The organism is Dialister histaminiformans (assembly GCF_900103425.1).
In the GTDB taxonomy this organism is placed as follows: Bacteria; Bacillota; Negativicutes; order Veillonellales; family Dialisteraceae; genus Allisonella; species Allisonella histaminiformans.
The window spans coordinates 1-19,081 of record NZ_FMXA01000006.1 but is presented as its reverse complement, the minus strand read 5'-3'; the positions used below and the strand labels follow the sequence as shown (position 1 = coordinate 19,081).

At 42.6% G+C, this 19,081-nt stretch carries 15 protein-coding genes and 2 rRNA genes; 2 read left to right on the top strand and 15 right to left on the bottom strand.

Translation table 11 applies throughout. The annotated features are described in order from the left end of the window. Positions 1-22: 22 nt before the first annotated feature. From rodA to BLQ79_RS02595, 6 genes are read right to left on the bottom strand one after another with little or no spacing between them, the layout of a single operon-like run. Positions 23-1,129, bottom strand: coding sequence for a rod shape-determining protein RodA (gene rodA / locus BLQ79_RS02620; protein ID WP_091363555.1), 1,107 nt, complete (start codon positions 1,127-1,129; stop codon positions 23-25). Between the two features lie 3 nt (positions 1,130-1,132). Continuing rightward, positions 1,133-1,987, bottom strand: coding sequence for an AAA family ATPase (locus tag BLQ79_RS02615; RefSeq protein ID WP_091363553.1), 855 nt, complete (start codon positions 1,985-1,987; stop codon positions 1,133-1,135). Next, a complete protein-coding gene (gene mrdA, locus BLQ79_RS02610) occupies positions 1,984-3,876 on the bottom strand; it encodes a penicillin-binding protein 2 (protein WP_234944899.1) in 1,893 nt (630 codons plus the stop codon). Before mrdA ends, BLQ79_RS02615 begins: the two co-directional genes overlap by 4 nt. After that, positions 3,870-4,361, bottom strand: coding sequence for a rod shape-determining protein MreD (gene mreD, locus BLQ79_RS02605; RefSeq protein ID WP_091363551.1), 492 nt, complete (start codon positions 4,359-4,361; stop codon positions 3,870-3,872). Before mreD ends, mrdA begins: the two co-directional genes overlap by 7 nt. Positions 4,362-4,363: 2 nt before the next feature. Next, a complete protein-coding gene (gene mreC / locus BLQ79_RS02600) occupies positions 4,364-5,305 on the bottom strand; it encodes a rod shape-determining protein MreC (RefSeq protein WP_091363549.1) in 942 nt (313 codons plus the stop codon). Positions 5,306-5,307: 2 nt separating this feature from the next. Beyond that, complete coding sequence (locus BLQ79_RS02595; RefSeq protein ID WP_091363547.1) at positions 5,308-6,342, bottom strand: rod shape-determining protein; 1,035 nt, start codon at positions 6,340-6,342, stop codon at positions 5,308-5,310. A gap of 327 nt (positions 6,343-6,669) precedes the next feature. On the opposite strand from BLQ79_RS02595, the gene BLQ79_RS02590 reads away from it, so the two are divergent. Then, on the top strand, positions 6,670-7,362 hold the full coding sequence (locus tag BLQ79_RS02590; RefSeq protein WP_091363545.1) for an MgtC/SapB family protein: 693 nt from the start codon (positions 6,670-6,672) through the stop codon (positions 7,360-7,362). Positions 7,363-7,456: 94 nt separating this feature from the next. Here BLQ79_RS02590 and fba read toward each other — a convergent pair whose 3' ends face one another. The 3 genes from fba to BLQ79_RS02575 form a co-directional block, all read right to left on the bottom strand. Continuing rightward, entirely contained in the window at positions 7,457-8,389 is a 933-nt protein-coding gene (gene fba / locus BLQ79_RS02585) for a class II fructose-1,6-bisphosphate aldolase (RefSeq protein ID WP_091363543.1), read from the bottom strand. Between the two features lie 288 nt (positions 8,390-8,677). After that, complete coding sequence (locus tag BLQ79_RS02580) at positions 8,678-9,199, bottom strand: YunG family protein (protein WP_091363541.1); 522 nt, start codon at positions 9,197-9,199, stop codon at positions 8,678-8,680. 352 nt (positions 9,200-9,551) lie between these two features. Further along, positions 9,552-12,689, bottom strand: coding sequence for a type I restriction endonuclease subunit R (locus BLQ79_RS02575; protein ID WP_091363538.1), 3,138 nt, complete (start codon positions 12,687-12,689; stop codon positions 9,552-9,554). Positions 12,690-12,710: 21 nt separating this feature from the next. Here BLQ79_RS02575 and BLQ79_RS02570 point away from each other — a divergent pair, with 21 nt between their 5' ends. Continuing rightward, positions 12,711-13,403, top strand: coding sequence for a restriction endonuclease subunit S (locus BLQ79_RS02570; protein WP_234944898.1), 693 nt, complete (start codon positions 12,711-12,713; stop codon positions 13,401-13,403). Here the strand turns inward: BLQ79_RS02570 and BLQ79_RS02565 are convergent. From BLQ79_RS02565 to BLQ79_RS02540, 6 genes are all read right to left on the bottom strand, one after another. After that, on the bottom strand, positions 13,400-13,876 hold the full coding sequence (locus tag BLQ79_RS02565; RefSeq protein WP_159427820.1) for a restriction endonuclease subunit S: 477 nt from the start codon (positions 13,874-13,876) through the stop codon (positions 13,400-13,402). The two genes, BLQ79_RS02570 and BLQ79_RS02565, sit on opposite strands and share 4 nt — an antisense overlap. A gap of 12 nt (positions 13,877-13,888) precedes the next feature. After that, the gene (gene xerA / locus BLQ79_RS02560; RefSeq protein WP_091363532.1) at positions 13,889-14,869 is read right to left on the bottom strand and encodes a site-specific tyrosine recombinase/integron integrase; all 981 of its coding nucleotides are present in this window, start codon (positions 14,867-14,869) and stop codon (positions 13,889-13,891) included. A gap of 114 nt (positions 14,870-14,983) precedes the next feature. Further along, positions 14,984-16,087 carry a restriction endonuclease subunit S gene (locus tag BLQ79_RS02555; protein ID WP_091363529.1) on the bottom strand — a complete coding sequence of 368 codons (1,104 nt, stop codon included), beginning with the start codon at positions 16,085-16,087 and terminating at the stop codon, positions 14,984-14,986. Beyond that, a complete protein-coding gene (locus BLQ79_RS02550; protein ID WP_091363526.1) occupies positions 16,077-17,585 on the bottom strand; it encodes a type I restriction-modification system subunit M in 1,509 nt (502 codons plus the stop codon). Before BLQ79_RS02550 ends, BLQ79_RS02555 begins: the two co-directional genes overlap by 11 nt. A 1,084-nt stretch (positions 17,586-18,669) precedes the next feature. Next, a 5S ribosomal RNA gene (gene rrf / locus BLQ79_RS02545) occupies positions 18,670-18,786 on the bottom strand. A gap of 73 nt (positions 18,787-18,859) precedes the next feature. Then, positions 18,860-19,081: ribosomal RNA gene (locus BLQ79_RS02540) — 23S ribosomal RNA — on the bottom strand; the annotation flags it as partial.

Genomic DNA, 19,081 nt, shown 5'->3' with positions numbered 1-19,081 from the left:
CCTGCAATGATTATATTACCGACTATTCAAAAAGAAGTTTCTGTCTTCTCATAAATATATTCATAAGAAGGCCTACACACATAAAATTCATAACCAGTGCACTGCCGCCATAACTCATAAATGGGAATGGAATACCAGTTACCGGCATAATCCCCAGCGTCATGCCTGCATTGATAAGTACCTGGAACAGCCACATGGACATAATCCCTACAGCCATAAGGGAGCCAAACCGGTCAGTGGTATTTCTGGCAATCAGCAATGTACGATACAGCACAATGAAGAACAGGAACAAAAGGAACATGGCCCCTACAAATCCGAGTTCTTCTCCTACTACGGAAAAGATAAAGTCCGTGTGATTTTCCGGAAGGAAGTTCAGCTGACTCTGCGTGCCGGCAAACAGACCTTTTCCAAAAAATCCACCGCTGCCAATGGCAATCTTCGACTGAATGACATGGTAGCCCGAACCATAGGGATCTACATTAGGATCAAACAGTACGCGGATTCGCATTTTCTGATAGTCATGAAGAAGAAAGAACCATATGGCCGGCAGTGAAACAACAAATACAGCCATAATCTGCTTTACAATCTTCATGGAAAATCCGCTGACGTACAGCATACCAAATGTAATAGCCGCAAATACCAGACTGGTCCCCAGATCCGGCTGAATAAGCACCAGCACAAATGGAGGGCCCATAAGCGCTATAACCGGAAGAAGACTCTTCCAGGTATGGAAACCTTCCGGGTGCTGAGAAAGCAGACGGGCCAGACATATGATCATAAACAACTTGGCAAATTCAGACGGCTGCAAAGTAAACGGCCCAATCTGAATCCAGCGCTGTGCCCCCAGTGCACTGGTACCAGCAAACTTTACAATGACCAATAACACCAGGTTGACCACATAAATGATTTTTGCATATTTATCAAGCAGATGAAAATCAAAATAAGTCAGTACACCAGCCGCACAGAGTCCTACCAGCAGGAATACACTCTGCTTGATAACAAAAGAATACTGTCCATTATTGGCATGGGTGGCACTGGCAATAATCATCAGACTCAGAATGCTGATAGCCAGAATAGCCAGGAGAAGTGTCCAGTCCAGCCTCTTAACAAATTTCAGAAATTCATGCATCAGTTACCACCTTCTTCTTCCCCATTTATATACCATCCTCGCCAGAAGACTCTCTTTTTCCTGCTGTTTCTTTTTGTTAACACTACTATCAGCCGGAATTCCTTCTGTTCTAGCCTGCTGAATAAGCTTATTCCATGTAGACTGTGGATAAAAACGGAAATGCACATAATTTTTAGCCACAATACGCATGGCCTCTCCAAAAATTCCCCAATCCGAATTCGTGCCAAACTTTCCCTGATTGGATAATGTCCCGGCCTTTACTGTACGGGGCACAATGCCAAGAAGATCCCGTACATCAACAGACCTTACAAAATCGGACGGGCTAAGAAACTGTTCATCATTCCAAACGAATTCATTTCCTATAATCCATATAGGTATTTTCCCTGACAGTTCCTTTTTCAGACGGTGTGCATCCCGTTCACTGGAACGGGTAGGCACCTGAACAATAATGGCGTCATTGGCATGCGTCTCTGCATACGTAATCCCACGGCCTAACCCGGCCGGACAGTCCAGGAGGATGTAATCATACTGACCATCCATATCTTCGAGAACCGTATCAACAGCTCCCTCAAATACCGTATCCCATGTATATTCAGACGAACCGGCCATAAAGTCCAGGTTGGTCTCTACGGGTACAATCACTTCATCAGAGAAACATTTTCCCAGTGCCATATCATACATATTGAAGCGAACTCTGTCGCTGACACCGAGTATCAGATCCAGATTACACAATCCCAGGTCACCATCCAGAAGAAGAACCTTCTTCCCCATCCGAGCCAGTGTAATACCCAGGGCTGCCGTCAGTGTTGTTTTACCAACCCCACCCTTACCGGACATAATGGCCGTTAAACGACTCATATCTGTCCTCCTTCCTTTCCGGATGTATCCGTGTCAAGCGTAGCTGAGGTGTCAGCCGTTGCATTCTGATAGCTTCCCACGCGGAAATAAGCATCCATCATCTTTTTAACTACAGGAGCTGCTGACTGAGAACCGAAACCACTGTGTTCAAACATAACTACCACAACAATCTGCGGTTTGTCATATGGAGCAAAGGCAATGAACCAGCCATTATCCACGCCATGTGTCTGCGCTGTCCCTGACTTACCGGCAATCGGAATTGGATAATTCGAGAACATGAATCCACCTGTACCGCCAGGCTGCATAACTCCGCGTAGTGACCGGCGGATGATTTCCAGATTTGTCTTGGAAACCGGTACGGTCCCCACTACCTGAGGTGAATAAATCTTAAGCGGGGTACCATCAAAGTTATCAATACGGCTCACCATGTAAGGACGGTACAGATACCCTCCATTGGCAATAGCCGAATATACCACAGCCATCTGCAACGGAGTGACCAGAGTATAGCTCTGACCAATAGCCGCATCAAATGTTTCGCCCAGATACCAGGATTCATGGAAAACCTTCTTCTTGTATTCTGCGCTGGCCATGTTGCCTGCCGCTTCCCCTGGCAGATCAATTCCTGTCTTTCGGCCAATACCGTAGGCACGGGCCATGGCGGACAGACGATCAATACCCAGACGACGTCCCATTTCATAGAAATATACATTATCGGACTTAGCCATAGCATCATAGAAGTTAATCCAGCCAAAAGCTTCCCCCTGAGCGTTTCTCTTAGGAATCAGCCAGTGCTTGCCGCTATCAAATATTCTCTCGCCCGGCGTAGTGACATGGGATTCCAGTGCTGCCGAAGCCGTAATAACCTTAAACGTAGATCCTGGTGGATATACAGAGGAAATCGTACGGTTCTGCATTGGATGATTCGGATTATTAATCAGGTCTTTCCATTCCGCCGCAGTAATTCCCTGACTAAAATGATTGGAGTCATAACTCGGCCAGCTGACCATGGCCAGAATAGCACCAGTCTGTGGATCCATGGCTACAGCCGAAGCGCCGGTTGCAAAGGAGCTGGTACTTCCCAGTTTAGCCATCTGTTCTTTGATAGCATCTTCTGCCGCACGCTGAATACGGCTATCCAGAGTGAGCCGGATATTATGCCCCTGGGAAACCGGTATCCCGTCAAATGTCTTTACTGGACGCCCGGAAGCATCAACTTCCACCAGCTTGTTCCCATTCTTCCCTTCCAGGTACGGATTGAATTCCGCCTCCAGACCGGCACGGCCGATAATAGTACCCAGCTGATATGGATTACCTTCTGCATCCTTATCATTTGGCCCTGCTTCTCCGACATAACCGAGAATCTGACCGCCTGCATCATTAAGCGGATATACACGGAGCGGACGGACTTCGATAATGAAATTCGGATAATCATCCCTGCGTTCTTCAATCTGTGTGGCTACATCAATACCTACATCATTGGCAATAACCAGGCCGCCAAAGGCCTTCTTGTTATCTTCAATTTTCTGCTTTATGTCCGCCACAGGCATCTGAATCAGCTGTGAGAGCCGGTTCAGTTCTGCGTCACTTATCTTATTTTTCTTGAAATCATCAGGCAGAACCACACTGTATGCGCTGCGGGATCCCGCCATAATCTGCCCATTGCGGTCAAACATTACCCCTCGGGCTGCCTGTACCGGAAGATGGCGTATGCGGTTTCCATCCGCTTCACTCTTGTAATAAGAGCCTTCTATAATCTGCATCCAGAACAGGCGGGCTCCCAGTACACAGAGAACGCAGACTATGGCATACATAATATTAGTATACCGGGATTCTTCCTTTTTCTTTTTAAACCTTTCCAGAAATGCAGGAATCTTATCTTTATTTACCACTGCGGATCCCCCTCAATTCTAATGCTCCAGAGTATACGATGCAGGCATATGGCCGCTAGCCCATTCACCAGCATCAGGGGCGCACATTTAAAAGCAATATATGCTGGAACAGATACCCATTCGCCAGAAATCGCTGCCACGATAGCAAAAATTATCTGACCAAGAAGCGTCCCTGCCATCACAGCAATGCAGGAAACATACCAATGCCTGTTAAAACGCCTTCTGCCTCCCCAGTAAAACAGTGACGCTATCACAAGGTAGCTAAACAGATGGAATCCCACAGAACTTCCTGATGTAAGATCCTGAATAATTCCTCCTGCCACCGCCCAGATAAAAACGGTCTTCTTGTCATAAATAAGTGTGCTCATGACCATGACAGTAAGCCATAAATCAGGTTGCCACTGCGCGCTGAACAGAAAAGGAAATACAGACCACTGAATCAGAAACAGCAGAAAACCTGTAACTATCATACTAAAACTGCTCATGTCTATTCCCCTTTAGCCGGTACAACCGGTGTATCTCCATCCGATGCCTGCTGTTCATTCGGATTCATAGCCGGTTCCTTGATTGGAATCTGGTTATTGATATCGCCTGGATTTACCTTTTGAACAGAATTGGTAATAATAAATACTTCTTCAACCTTTGTAAAATCAACTGCCGGCTTGACCAAAGCTGCCAGAGATACCCCAGAACCATCGGCAGAGACCTGGCTTACCGTCCCAATAAGCAATCCCTTAGGATATACTCCGCCATATCCGGAGGTTACAATGGTGTCTCCCTTAATAACGTCCGCTTCCTTAGGAATGTTTCCGAACACAAGGAAATCGGAATTGTTCCCATCGCCCTTGAGAATAGAGGCTACACGGGATTCCGGTCTCTGTACAATCCCCCCAATGGCCGTACGCGGATCCACCAGAAGCTGTACCTGAGACGTGTACCGGCTGACTGAGCTTACAAAACCAACTACCCCCTGTGGCACAATAACAGGCATATATTTATTTACACCATCACTGGATCCTCTGTCGATGGTAATGGTATTTGTCCAGCTGTTATAATCCTTGGCAATGACCTTAGCGCCCAGCATGCTGTACTGGGTATAGGTCTGTTTAAAATTAAGCATTCCCTTCAGACGGATATTTTCTGCCAGAATTTCACTGTACGCTGCCTGTTCAGCCTTAAGATTGGCATTTTCATGGCGAAGGGTATCCACTTCTTTCCAGTGATTAATAATCTGCCCAATCGTTGCCCCGCCGTACCGGGCCAGTAAGGATATCTGACTGGTTCCATATTGGAAAGGAGCCTCTGCTGTAGACAGCGGCTGAGAAACAAAACTTACTGTCTCTCTGTTTCTCCAGAACCAGCCACATACAGCCATAAATACAAAAAAGCAAACGGCAGTAATAATTTTACGTTTTCCAAAAAAGAACAAGGCTAATTCCTCCCGTAATATTTCTCGCCACTCTCAATAAGGTCCGGAATCTTTTTATATTCATCCAGTGTACGACTACATCCCATAACTGCGGAAATTTCCGCATGTTCCGGTACTCTTACCGGAATACCCAGACGGTTGGCAAGCCATTTATCCAGTCCGGAAAGTCTGGCCGTACCCCCGGTTAACAGCAATCCATGCTTAAGCAGGTCTTCCGCCATATCCGGAGATGCCTGACGGATAATGCGTTCTGCCAGTTCAGCCACCGGTTCCAGATACATCTGAATTATCGGATACATTCGGGAGGAAGTCATCTGCATAACCACAGAGACTCCATCCACTACACGCCGGCCATGCACCGCGAATGTCATATCCAGTCCATCTTCCACCACAGAGACCATGTCCTGCTTAATGGATTCAGCCTCATCCATTCCGATGATAATCTGCAGGCTCTCCCGCATGTAGGCCTGAATTCCTTCATTAATCGTACGTCCGCCAAAGACCACCTGTTCCTGCGCGATCACACCGCCGCAGGAAAACATACCGCAGTCAGTCACATCCTGCCCGATATTCATGGACAGAACCACATCCGGGGTATCCAGGCGGATTCCCTGTCCCAACGCAGCCGCAGCCGCTACAGGAAGCAGGAATGCCTTCTGTGCCCCGGCATGCATAACCGCATCAATCAGCGCATGTCTGGCTACAGAACTAAGTCCGCTGGAAATGGACAGAACGATTTCCGGACGTGCCAGTGCCTGCTTTAAAACCTTTTTCAGAAAATAGGTCAGAATTCCCTTGGTGTAATAATAATCCACCATAGCTCCATTTCTGATTGGCCATTCCAGCCGTATCCGCTGTGGATTGCTATGATAACGGATAATCGCATCTGTACCGAACCCGACCATCTCATTCGTCTTGCTATCTACTGCAACAACAGTTCGTTCATCCAAAAGCAAGCGATTCTCTGAAAAAATACGGGTCTGTGAAGAACCCATATCAATGCCTATATGATTTGCCGATCTGGAAAATGACTTCATTCCCTTTGCCTTCTCCTAATATACCTTATATTTCAGACCAGGTGTCTGAAATTTTTCTAACTCATTTCCTGTGCATATGCACAATGTGACATTCTTTATTTTACCATATAAGAAGCTATACGAATCAGTATTTTTCCAAACCATGCAATAAAATTTGCATAACCTGGCCATCCTATATACAGCCTCACTCATTATACACTAAGAATCCTCTCCAGGAGCGAACTTTCATCCATTGCATCCCCTGTTCCGTTTTGCTACCATATCATTATATATTTTACAATGTTTTTACAATACATCATGGCAGTTCATAGAACAGGAGGTATGCACATGACAGCAATCATAACGTTTTTCCATTTATGGAGCATCCCCTCCGTTATCGCTCGTCTCATTATTGCCACGCTGGCAGGCACAATCATAGGCCTTGACAGGGAAGCAAAAAATAAGGAGGCAGGGGTTAAGACCCATGCCCTGGTCTGCATGGGCGCCGCACTGGCCATCATTGTCAATGAATTTGCTTTTTATCAGTTTCCCGGCTCCAATATCGATATCACCCGTATGGGCGCTCAGGTAATCAGCGGCATCGGTTTTCTGGGGGTTGGTACAATTATCGTCACCATGAGAAGCCGAGTAGTGGGACTTACTACCGCTGCCGGGCTCTGGGCCAGTGCAGGTGTGGGACTGGCAGTCGGTTTCGGATTCATTGAATGCGTAATTCCTGCATTCATCCTTATTCTCTTTGTCTATCGTGTTCTCGGGCCATTGGATAAAAAATTCAGAAGGAACTCCCGCAGCCTGAATCTGTACATTGAATTTAAAACCAATGAGGATGTCCGTTATTTCCTTAGATTCCTTAAAGAGCTGCATGTAAAATTATATGATTTCGATTTCAGCAAAGACCAGTCTGGTCAGCAGCTCATCGTAGCCGTAGTCAGCATGCAGCTTCCCAGACGCAGCCAGAAAATTAGATTTAAAAGCCAGCTCAGGGATAATCCACATATTCTGTACTTTGAGGAAGTCTGAATGGCCAACTCCCTGTCTCCCATCGAAAAACGGTAGAAGCACATTTTGCTTCTACCGTTTTGTATTGCCATAGCTGAGATTTTCCCCTTCCCCATTAAATAGAGTGAGAAGAACCTACTACTGCCTGAATCTTATGGCTTACCATATCCTTTACTGCCTGACGTCCAGCCTTGAGGTAAGAACGCGGGTCAAAATTTTCCGGATGCTTAACCAGACTTTCTCTGATAGCTGCAGTCATGGCCAGGCGGATATCTGTATCGATATTAATCTTGCATACGGCCATGGTTGCTGCCTTGCGGAGCATATCTTCCGGAACCCCTTTAGCTCCCAGTACCTTGCCACCAAATTCATTGCACTTAGCTACATATTCCGGAATAACCGTGGATGCACCATGGAGAACAATTGGATAATTCGGAAGCAGCTTACCTACCTTTTCCAGACGTTCATAATCCAGATAAGGTTCCCCGCTGTACTTATATGCACCATGGCTGGTACCAATAGCGATAGCCAGAGAATCGCAACCGGTAAGCGCTACAAATTCAGCCGCTTCTTCCGGATCCGTAAAAATAGCATCCTTGGCATCTACGCTGACCATATCTTCTACACCGGCAAGACGTCCCAGTTCCGCTTCTACCACTACCCCATGGGCATGTGCATATTCAACAACCTGTTTAGTAATGCGCACATTTTCTTCAAATGGGTGCTTGGAGCCATCAAACATGACAGAAGTAAATCCACCATCAATACAGTCCTTGCACACTTCAAAGCAGGAACCATGATCCAGATGGAGAGCTACCGGAATTTCAGGATACTGACGTACCGCTGTCTTTACCAAATCAACAATGTATGGAGAGCCTGCATACTTTCTGGCACCTTCGGAAGCCTGAAGAATAACCGCAGACTGTTCTTCATGAGCTGCTTCCATAATCCCCTGAATGATTTCCATGTTATTTACATTAAATGCCCCAATCGCATAATGACCTTCATATGCTTTTCTGAACATTTCTTTGGTATCTGTTAATGCCATGTTAAACCCCTTCTGTATTCATAAGAAATACACAATATAATCATATAAACCTATAATAGTATATACGTAAAAATAAATTTACGTTTATAATTCACTTCTTATTATACGGTGTAGGCGAATTAATAGCAATATGGTAAAATAAATAACTCTTTATACCACACTTTATTACAAAATTAGTAAAATTAAACTTTTAGGAAATATCCTATTCTGGGGACAGAAAAGCTGAAATATAAAGATAAGCCTATCTGCCAGACTCATCAAAAGATACAGGCTTTCCCTCTCAATATTTCATTTTTGCAAAATAGCCGTCCCCAGATACAGCATGATATTCCACTGCAACCGATGATAACGCATCAACGTATTTTTGTTTCTGCCACAGAACTCTCTCGGTATCTCCTGGTTTGGTTCATAGGCCACCGGCAAATTATAGAGATCAAACTGTTCCCTCGTTAAATCCACATACTTTCCGTTCAGCCGGTTAAAATAGTGTGTTCCTCCACCATCTCCACGAATCTTATGAATAGTGCCACCAAACATATCATGCACCAGCATAGCGGTAATCGCACACTGCCCAAAAGACGGATCCTCCGGAACCCATTCTTCCTGACAGGAAGGATATGCCGTCTCCTGGTCCCAGCATTGTTCCAGTACGGCAAACAATTCTTCCAGCGTATGAATCCCGGCAAACTGTGGTACCGGCTGGCAGGTAAGTCCCTTCTGCTCATCTCCATAGAATAAATACCCAAAAGGGCGCACTTTGCCATACATATTATCCAAAGCTATCTGAACCGCCTGATTATTCTTATCCATAACCTTACCACCTATCCTGAGGGATTGCATGCATAGGCTTTCAGCTTTTCTTTGTGCTTCTTTCCTGAACGCCTATATATGTAGTAAAAAACTATCCCTATATACCATGTAGAGCTACTTCTCAGTCACTATCATGATTTTAATGATGGTTTCCATTATTTAATCGCCAGCCAAAATAAAAGCCCAGTATAATCCCTGATATCAGTCCTTCGACGGCAATTTTTTGAAAGTCCAAAAATACATGCTTATTAGTATCAATATGACCATCAATATATCCAAAATTCTCATCATTTACCTTCCCTTATTTAATTTTTGCTGTATTCAGCCTTTACTCATTTTTTATCTCTACTCTTTATGTATTATATTCAATACCGGGTTCTGCTGCTTTGTTTACCTCACAGTATTCATCTGCATAAGCTTTTCTCCAATAAGAAGCATTAGAAGATCTATCTTCCATATCATTGTTATCTGCCCATAACTCGCACTGAGTCATAACTGTCTGTACAGCATCCCCCATTCCTTCCGGTGGGTACTTATGCTTTTTTAGGAGTCTCTTAATCATCATACGCATTTTGGCTCTGGCACTGTCTCTTTTCTGCCAATCAACCGTGCGATTTCTACGTAATGCATCTGTTAACTCTTTTGTCATAGCAATCAGTTCATTGTTTTGATAAAAATCTTTAATCGCTCTTGGTTTTGTCAAAGCATCATAAAAGGCTGATTCATCTGATGTTAATCCGAGTTTTTCCCCTTCTTTTCGTGCGGTTTGAATTTGTTTGGCCATTTGCAACAGTTCTTCAATTACCTGCTCATTGGTCAACATGCCATTCAAATACCGATTCATCGCCTGCTGCATCATCTCACTGAATTTTTTTGACCTAACCACATTAGTTCTTCTATAAACGCTTACCTGATCGGCAATAAGTTTCTTCAGTAGTTCTACCGCCAGGTTTTTTTCTTTCATCTTGGCAATTTCGGCCAGAAATTTTGGATCGAACAACGAAAAGTCTTCCCCTGCTCCCTGGAAAAGATTCAGTACCCCTTCACTCTTAATACTGGCTTTCAAAAGCTCATTAATCCGAGCATTCATTTCAGGCAGTGAAATTTTCTTTCCTCTACCTTGGTTCATCAATCGCCCAACCAATACGCGTACAGATTCAAAGAAAGCCGCTTCAATCCGTTCATCTTCTGTTGCAAGAGAAGAACACAGAGATAACGACTGCTTCAGCAAAAGGGCTTCTTTCAGGAAGTTTTCTCTCTCATCTTTTTTACTAACACCAACAATAAAGTTCACCGCACCGCTAATGGCTTTGGAGCGTTCCAGATTACTTCCATGCAGAAAATCAGAGTAATCATAACCGTAGAAAAGATCCTGGCAAATAGACAATTTTTCCTGGAATTTAGGATATGCAGCCTTGGCAATATCCATATTCCCATAGTTCTTTTTATCCCTGGCGGTATAATCGTTCATGGCTTCTTTCAAAGCTGAAGCAATCCCTACATAATCAACAATAAGGCCGCCCTCTTTATCCCGGAACACCCGATTTACCCGGGCGATAGCCTGCATTAAATTGTATCCTCTCATGGGTTTATAAATATACATAGTTGCCAGAGATGGAACGTCAAAGCCAGTGAGCCACATATCAACTACAATAGCAATTTTAAATGGGCTGTCATTGTCTTTGAATTCTTTCGCCAATTCGTCTTTATGATATTTATTCCCGATAATTTTAGCCCATTCTTCCGGATCTTTGTTGGAGCCTGTCATAACAACTTTCACTTTTTCATTCCAATCAGGACGTAATTCCAGAATCCTATGATAGATCTTCATGGCAATAGGCCGGGAATAGGCTACAATCATAGCTTTTCCGGTTAATAAATGTTCTCGATTATGTTCGTAATGATCCAGAATATCTTTAACCAGAGAATCAATAGTTTTGTCATTCCCCAGGATAGCTTCCATTTGCCCTAATTCTTTTTTACTCTGTTCAATAACAAACGGATCGGCATTGGAAGCCATCAGGTCATATTCTTTATCAATCAAAGCAAGAGTTTTCTTGTCCAGCTTTAATTTGATAACCCGGCTTTCATAATAAACAGGCCTTGTTGCTCCATCTTCTACTGCCTGGGTCATATCATAAATATCAATATAATCCCCAAAAACTTCCCGTGTATTCCGATCTTTTAACGCAATAGGTGTCCCCGTAAACCCAATATAAGTTGCATGGGGCAGGCTATTACGTATAACTCTGGCGGAGCCTATTTTAATTTCACCTGTTTTGGAATTAATTTTCTCTTTCAGACCATACTGACTCCGATGCGCCTCATCTGCCATAACAATGATATTATGCCGTTCTGAGAGAGGTTCATTAGATTCCTCAAACTTTTGCATGGTCGTGAAAATAATACCATTAGCTTTTCTACCTTCCAGTAATTCCCTTAAATTTTTTCGACTTTCTGCATGGATCGGGTTCTGCCTGAGGAACTCTTTACATTTTACAAATTGTCCATATAGTTGATCATCCAAGTCATTTCTATCCGTAATCACAACGATGGTAGGCGAATTCAGAGCTTCCTGCAGTAAGTGCGCATAAAATACCATGGAAAGGGATTTACCGCTGCCTTGAGTATGCCAGAAAACGCCCCCTTTACCATCGGTAGCCACCCCTTTTTTCGTTGACTCAATGGCTTTACGAACAGCAAAATACTGATGGTATCCCACCAGAATTTTAAATTGTTTTACCCCTTCATTGGAGAAACAGATAAAGTTCTTAATAATATCGAGTAATCTCTTCTTATCAAAAATTCCTTCAAAGAACGTGTCAAACTGGGCATACTGGGTATTTTCATAACTGCCATCTTTGGTTTTCCATTCCATGAACCGGTCTTCTCCGGATGTAATCGTCCCAGCCTTTGAAGTCAGATGATCGCTCATGACACAGATACAGTTATAAATAAACATAGAAGGAATTTCATGCATGTAATTCCGAATCTGTCGATAAGCTTCCGATGCGTCCGTTTCTTCCCGAGATGGGGATTTTAATTCCATTAGCACAATGGGCATCCCGTTTAAAAACAGCAATACATCCGGCCGTTTTTCACTGTTTTCAATAAAGGTCCATTGGTTTGCAATAACAAAGGAGTTGTTGTCAGGATTTTTATAATCTACCAGATAGACCAAACCAGAACGTTCTTCACCATTCTGTAAGTACCGAACTTCTATCCCATTCTGGATATAGCTCATAAAGAGGGCATTTTTCTGCACCAGATGAGCATTCTCAAAGTTTTTCAGTTTGAAAAGTGCTTCATGAATGGCACTTGCCGGCATACGGGGATTAATTCGGCGTATAGAATCCTCCAAATCTATTTCATAAAAAGGGTCCTTATAATTCCGCTCCACATCTGGTCCATATACATATTGGTATCCCATATTTTGAAACAGTTCTATAATAGTATTTTCATAGTCCGCTTCCTTGTAGGAATCTGACATATATTTCAACTCCTTTATATATTGGAATTTATTGTTTTACGGAAGATAAACAAGAATTTAGAGGACCAAGCGCAGGCCTATTTCCTTGACCGATTTATTGCAAATGCCGATCCCGCTTGGCCGCAGGGAACTCTTTCTGATCTCGGTACTGTGGTTGGTGGAGGAACTCCCTCCAAGAAACATCCAGAATACTATTCTGAGCATGGAATTCCGTGGATTACACCAAAGGATCTATCTGTTGATAAGTCAAAGTTCATCTCGCATGGTGAGAATGATATTTCTGACATTGGCTTTTCAAATAGCAGTGCGACGAAAATGCCGGAAGGAACTGTGCTGTTCAGCTCAAGAGCACCAATTGGATACATAGCCATTGCATCAAACGTCGTAACGACTAATCAGGGTTTCAAATCAGTCATTCCCAATACTAATGTCGGTACTGCTTTTATGTATTTCTTCCTTAAGCAAGCCTTGCCAACCATTGAGGGGATGGCTTCAGGATCTACATTCAAGGAGATTTCTGGCTCAGGCATGAAATCTGTTCCTGCCGTAATCCCTGATAATGAAACTCTGCGTATGTTTAGCGAATTCTGTAAACCGCTTTTTGAACAGCAAGCTATGCTTGAAGCAGAAAACAGAAGACTTTCTGGTATTCGCGATGCTTTACTTCCGAAACTCATGTCCGGCGAGATCGATGTCTCTAGCATCGACTTCTAATCCGCATATAAATTCTTGTTTATGCGTATATTTTGCTGAATTTTATCATCAAATAGTTTAAGGAACATTCCAATATTATGTTGTTCTTCAATTGTTTCTGGCACTGAAACTTTTAAAGTATGAATATGGTTACGATTTAATGTAGGAACAGCACTACCACCAGCATAATTGCTTAAATTTAGGGTCTTCAGAAAATAATAAATAAATACTGGATCTGTATTTTTGTATTCTTTGATATATAAAGTAGTGTTATGTGACCAAGATCTACCATAATAAATAAAAGGATTACCTACATTCCCACTTCTGCCTACAGTGATAGATGGAGCTTCCGTTGTATATTCATTATGCCAACCTATAATTCCATTAGATCCAACTACTGGATATTTTCCAGCCACCATTTTGCTTTTAGGCAAATCATGCCCTCTCTGAAATTTAATAAGATTTCCTAATTCACATATCTTCCATTTTCCCAATATTATAACCTTCTATCCTATAAATTTTTTATGAGCCAACTTCACATTACTCTGTTTCACCATCGCATATTGTAGCGTTGTATCAATCCGTTTATGCCCCAGAAGTTGCTGTAACTGCTCAATCGGCATACCTTTATCAATTGCCTTTGTAGCAAGGGTTCTCCGGAACTTGTGAGGGTGTACCTTATCGATATGCAGCCGTTTACCAATTTTTCTAACCCTTGATTCCACTCCGCTGATTGTCAGACGGGAATATGGCGCCTTCAAACTAACAAAAAGTGCCTCGTTATCATCAGTTCGGTTTTCAAGATACTCCTGTAAATGAATCTTTGTCCGGGCATCAAAATAGACTATCCTTTCTTTGTTGCCTTTACCAAACACCTTGCACTCCCGACCATTAAAATCTATATCTGTCCGATTCAACAAGACCAATTCTCCAACACGCATCCCTGTCGATGCAAGTATATCAATCAAAGCAAGGTCCCGTTTTTCCCGGCAGCTGTCGCGCATCCTTTCCAATTCTTCATCAGAATACGTGTCCTTGATGCTGACAACTGTCTTGATTTTATGAATTCTACGAATTGGGCTTTTTATGAGGTATTCCTCATCCTCAAGCCATGAGAAAAAGCTGGAAAGAATTCGGCGCACATTATCAATAGTTACCCGGCTGAGATTATTATGCCTTTGGTAATCCGTCAAATACGATCTTAAATCTTCGGTCATAATGTGCATCACATCCTTACCGATATTCGAAAACATCCTATTTATCGTATTCTGATAGTAGACCAGCGTTTTCTCGGAACAACCTTCGATTCTCTTTGCTTCCAGAAACTTATGCAACAGCTCCTTACTGCTAATTTCATCATTATCAGGCTTGCTCTCCATATATTTTCCAAGAACAATTTCCAGAGTACGGTCCAACGCCTTTATCTGTGCATTATTAAAAAGTGGCAACAACCGTTTCACAACTTCTTGCTTGATAATATCTTTCATTGTGTCAATTCTCCTTCCATAATTATTCCAGAGAACGACTTCAACGGCAGTTCTGTAGATTGTTACTCCCGCCGTTGGTAGGAGTTATAACATAAACAAGAATTTATATGTGGCTTAAAGGTCGATATCAGAGACGTCAATCTCGCCGGACATAAGCTTTGGCAGTAGAGAATCTCTAATATCAGCAAGTTTGGTACTCTCGTCTTGATTGGCCCATATTTGTTGATAAAAGGGCGTTACAGTATCTGTAAAACTACGCATTTCCGATTCTGATGGAACTATTATTTCTGTCTTTCGAAAATCAGGAACAGTTAGTTGTTGTTGCGTAGTACCCGTCCCATGAATCGGTATGCTTTTAAGCCATAGATACAGGTACTTTGCAGATACGAGGTTTGTATGAGGAATCAATGTCACAAGACGTACAATTGGCGTATATGGAATGTGTCGAAGACATACAAAGCCAATAGTTCCTCTTGCGGAAACAGTTACACTTTCAGTATCAAATTTATAGTCTGACGAGTAACCATAAAGCCCATCATTGCTAATGCCATTGGAATAGATAGGATATTGATATTCGCTTGTTTTCTGGGAGGAGATTGTGTTTGGCTTATCGCCACCTGCACTCATGATTGAGACATCGGCAAGTGTCATCGTTTTCCATCTTTCAGGCAGTTTATCGTGATGCTGAAATCTTTCTTGGAAAATAGCCTGAGCTTGCTGCTCTAAATTCTTGTTTATCTGATTATTTAGCTGAATTTTGCCATCAATAGCTGATAACACACCAACAATCTTATGCTGTTCATTTAAATCAAAATCAGGCACTTCATATTTCATCAATGCCTTTTTATCTCCTCTGGGCATTTTCGTCCCTTTAGCTGTTGCCATTGAGTACTCAAAAAACGAATCATCGGCAAGAAGATAATAGAGAAAGTGTGAATCTATACCATTTTTGGCACTAAAGACAAGCACATCATTAGAACATCCACCATTCCCCTTGGCAAACCATATTTTTTTGAAATATGGCCTGATATTGGATACTAAAATATCTCCTTTTTTATATTTTTGAGTTTGAACTGTTTTAGGAAGTGCTGTAGCAACAGTTATTCCATTTTTGTCTGGAAGCATATTTTCCGTAGAAATATAGTTTTTCCTAGATAATTCTGAAACTGCAATCTTTTCTTTCCGATAAGAACAAATATCTGAAAGTTTAAATTTCATATCCAATTGCCTCCAGTTTCCTTCTGATTTCTTCTTCCAGTTCATGGGATTTCTTAAACATCTCTGAAAGTTCACTGGTAAGCCGTTTCATTTTATCATCGAAAGGTTCTCCATCATCTGCCTTTTCTTCAATCCCCACATAGCGACCAGGAGTCAGGATATAATCCTGCTTTGCAATATCCTCTGTCGTTGCAACAGCACAGAAACCTTTCACATCCTCAAGTGTCCCATTCTGGAAAGCAGAGAATGTAGCAGCCAGTTTTTGGATATCTTCATCGGTAAAATCCCGGTGTTTGCGGTCGACCATATGTCCCATTTTTCGGGCATCAATGAACAATGTCTTGCCCTTTTGCTTTTTGTTTTTTGTAATGAACCACAGAGTAACCGGAATGGTCACACTATAGAAAAGTTGAGTAGGCATGGCAATGATTCCCTCAATTAAATCAGCATTGATGATATTTTTACGGATTTCCCCTTCTCCTTTGCTTTGGGTAGAGAGCGCCCCGTTTGCCAGTACTAGCCCAATTTTGCCATTGGGTGCTAAATGTGAAATCATATGCTGAATCCAGGCATAGTTTGCATTACCTTTTGGGGGGAGCCCATATTGCCACCGTTTATCTTCCTTTAATTGTTCCTGCCCCCAGGGATGATAGTTAAATGGCGGATTGGCCAGAATATAGTCTGCTTTCAGCGTTGGATGGAGGTCATTAGTAAAAGTATCTGCATTATAAGCACCTAAATTAGCATCAATTCCTCTAATAGCCATATTCATTTGAGCCATCTTCCATGTGTCTGGGTTAGCTTCCTGACCATAGACAGAAATAGCTCCCCGCATATGGCTGTGTGCTTCGATAAACTTTTCACTCTGCACAAACATTCCGCCACTTCCACAGCAAGGATCATAAACGCGGGAATTGGCAAAAGGTTTCAGAATAGACACAAGGGTCTTTACAATACTGGAAGGGGTATAGAATTCACCTCCACCAACACCTTCTTCTTCTGCAAATTTTGCAATGCAGTATTCATATGTACGCCCCAGTAAATCTTCACTGGCTTCTGCATCTGACATATCAATATCGTTAGTAAAAATATCCACTACCTCTCCCAGAACTTTCTTATCTAAATCGGGGGACGCATAATTTTTGGGCAACACATTTTTCAGTTTGTGATTGTTGCTTTCGATAGCCCGCATGGCATCATCAATCACTTTTCCAATCTCCGGTGTATGGGCTGCAGCGGAAATAGTTTCCCACCGAGCTTCCTTTGGGACAAAGAAAATATTATATTCCGTATAAGCATCAGGATCGTTTTCAAACCCTTCCTTTTCATTCACCAGTTCTTTGTACCTAGCTTCAAAAGCAGCCGAAATATATCGAAGGAAGATTAATCCAATAATTACCTTTCTATATTCTGCAGCTGGAATATGTCCCCAAAGAACACAAGCCGCATCCCAAATCTGTTTTTCAAATCCAATGTTTGCTTTTGTTTTTTTGGCCATTTAAATTACCTTCATCATTTGTTTTATTCTACGTTAACAAGCTCATAATTAAATTAATTCTTGCTTTATCCTATTTGTCTGGTAAATTGCAAAAAGTAATGCAATTCATCATTATGTAATTATTATAAATTTAATTTGATGTATTATCAATAACAACAATAAATTACACATTATCATGTACAGAATTTATCGACAAGGACGTTTAACGTTTAAATAAACAACACACGGTTGAAGTTAAGCTCATCAGCGATCTAACATCTCTGGAAACCCGTAGTCTGGAGAATAAATTATGGTTAGCAACTTAACTGCCAGCCCAACATAATTCTATGACGTAAGAACAGAGATGCAAATACATACGAGGTTAATGCAGATTCAAGGACCGAAGGAAAATCCGGATTCAGGCTGTAGATGACTACGCCTGGATTTGGATTTTACTCCAGTGACGCAGAAGATGCGTTAAGATCGCTATGTATTTGTTTACAAGCTTAACTTCCGTGTTGGCATGGGAGCAACGACAACATCTTGTCGTTGCTGGCTACCATTCAACTGGATCGAAATCCGAATGGATTTCCTATAAATGGTAGCCCGGCCTTTTCTAAAGTGTCGTCATAGGCATTCTTGCGACACCTATATCCATGCCAGCTGATGTACTCCCGTACATAGAAAGTACTTGGCTCATAAATATGACTAACCTAACCCATTCATCTCAATGTAACTCCTAGCGGCCTGGTAGGAGCGACGACAAGGGATTGTCGTCGCTGCCCGCAAGTCTATATAAGAGGAAATTCGAAGAATTTTCTATGAATGGCGGGCCGGGATTTAATAAAAAAAAACTCATCACATCTCTGTGATGAGTTTCTTTATTCAGCAATTCAACTGCCAGCCGCAATATTCTTATGGAAATCCTCCGGATTTCTTTCCTTTAGGGTTTGCGGCTCGCGAAGACAATACTTTGTCTTCGCGCCTCACCAGGCCTTCGCTTTTTCCCTCGGAATCCTTTAACTTTTTTAATGAGTATTGCCACCTGGCCTGGGACTCAACAAGATGGCCAAATAAAAAAGACACCGTTTCAGGTGTCTCTTTTATTTGGCAGCTTCCTATCCTCCCAGGCCGCTTCCAGCCAAGTACTTTCGGCGTTTGTGAGCTTAACTTCCGTGTTCGGCATGGGAACGGGTGTATCCTCACAGCTATTGCCACCATATCTGAAGGTTGTTCCTTCAAAACTATATAGAAGTATCACTGAAGCTCTTGGCTTCGGTCGCGTTGTGAAATCTTAAGTTAAGACCTCGACTTATTAGTACCGCATCGCTCCGCACATCGCTGCGCTTCCACTTGCGGCCTATCAACCTCATAGTCTATAAGGAGTCTTACTCATTTCTGATGAGAAGTCTCATCTCGGGGTGGGCTTCACGCTTAGATGCTTTCAGCGTTTATCCCTTCCGGATGCGGCTTTCCAGCCGTGCCACTGGCGTGACAACTGGTACACCGTTGATCCG

Bases quoted from the DNA above. Each gene is read 5' to 3' on its own strand.
- fba (WP_091363543.1), bottom strand. From the start codon at position 8,389: ATGGCATTAACAGATACCAAAGAAATGTTCAGAAAAGCATATGAAGGT.
- BLQ79_RS02615 (WP_091363553.1), bottom strand. From the start codon at position 1,987: ATGAGTCGTTTAACGGCCATTATGTCCGGTAAGGGTGGGGTTGGTAAA.
- xerA (WP_091363532.1), bottom strand. From the start codon at position 14,869: ATGAAAGATATTATCAAGCAAGAAGTTGTGAAACGGTTGTTGCCACTT.
- BLQ79_RS02550 (WP_091363526.1), bottom strand. From the start codon at position 17,585: ATGGCCAAAAAAACAAAAGCAAACATTGGATTTGAAAAACAGATTTGG.
- BLQ79_RS02575 (WP_091363538.1), bottom strand. From the start codon at position 12,689: ATGTCAGATTCCTACAAGGAAGCGGACTATGAAAATACTATTATAGAA.
- rodA (WP_091363555.1), bottom strand. From the start codon at position 1,129: ATGCATGAATTTCTGAAATTTGTTAAGAGGCTGGACTGGACACTTCTC.
- BLQ79_RS02555 (WP_091363529.1), bottom strand. From the start codon at position 16,087: ATGAAATTTAAACTTTCAGATATTTGTTCTTATCGGAAAGAAAAGATT.
- BLQ79_RS02595 (WP_091363547.1), bottom strand. From the start codon at position 6,342: ATGAAGTCATTTTCCAGATCGGCAAATCATATAGGCATTGATATGGGT.
- BLQ79_RS02590 (WP_091363545.1), top strand. From the start codon at position 6,670: ATGACAGCAATCATAACGTTTTTCCATTTATGGAGCATCCCCTCCGTT.
- BLQ79_RS02580 (WP_091363541.1), bottom strand. From the start codon at position 9,199: ATGGATAAGAATAATCAGGCGGTTCAGATAGCTTTGGATAATATGTAT.
- mreD (WP_091363551.1), bottom strand. From the start codon at position 4,361: ATGAGCAGTTTTAGTATGATAGTTACAGGTTTTCTGCTGTTTCTGATT.